This window comes from Paenibacillus agaridevorans (assembly GCF_003112455.1).
GTDB lineage: Bacteria > Bacillota > Bacilli > Paenibacillales > Paenibacillaceae > Pristimantibacillus > Pristimantibacillus agaridevorans.
The window spans coordinates 75,881-76,829 of record NZ_BDQX01000381.1; the positions used below are offsets into that span (position 1 = coordinate 75,881).

Below are 949 nucleotides of genomic sequence, written 5' to 3' on the forward strand. Positions count from 1 at the left end.
ATCCGTACGTGGCCATCGCCGATCTGGAAGAACCGGCAAAGCTGCCGCTTACGTTGGAGCAACTGGCGTACACCATGGCACTGATGGCGAATTTGTCCGTTACGCCGGAGTCCGCACTCGACGAGGTCGTCTCCAAGGGATGGCTTGCGGAGACAACGCTGTCGGATATCGAGGATTCCCAAGAGCTTAAGGTGGGGGAGGTTTTCTCGCTGGTGCGGGATCTGATGGAGTTTTACGTGGGGAAGGTTTATAGCTAGTTTCATTGATGTGAAAATCCTGAGCGGATTGTACGTTTTTCGTGCAATTCGCTTTTTGGTGTTGTACCGAGCATCGGCGTTGGGTAGGCACATGCGTGTGGGTCTAACTCATCTGAACGGTGAGGTTGCACTGGCGGATGTTGAGTCTTTGAAATCTAGCGGGCGTTAACGATCAATTACGAAGCAGGGAGCTGTCCTTAAGTCATTTACGACTTTAGGACAGCCCCACGTTCAATTGTTGGAAAGACTATTATTCTGGCATTCCTTTTCCATTTTTCACAGCGTCCGCAGCAGCTAATTTACGGAATAGATGGAAATTCTCCATCTAATTTCGAGGGAAATGGATTTTTAGCATATATAGATGGAAATTCTCCCTTTATTTCTGGATATTTGCGTCACATGCATTTATTCGCAGTTAATTAGAGGGCAGTTTTCCCTATAATATCGTAAAACGTCAGCATGGAAAGTAATTAAGAGGAGATTTTCCTTTTAATGTCGCCTAGCAACCCAGCAGCCTGTTGGCCCGTCAATCTGTCAGCCCTTGCTGATGCAGAAGATAGTAGATTCAGCTCTTCAGCCCGCCAGCCCCTGCCGTTGCGGTCGGCGCTAGATGCCGCCTGTCAGCCCCTTAGCCCGTCAGCCCCTGCTGATGCAGCCGGCGGTAGATGCCGCCTGTCGGCCCCTCAGTTCGT

Annotated in this window: 1 pseudogene; it reads left to right on the plus strand. The window is 50.1% G+C overall.

The features are described from left to right. Nucleotides 1-257, plus strand: a pseudogene (locus tag PAT3040_RS29160) (FAD-dependent oxidoreductase); the annotation flags it as partial. Nucleotides 258-949 lie beyond the last annotated feature (692 nt).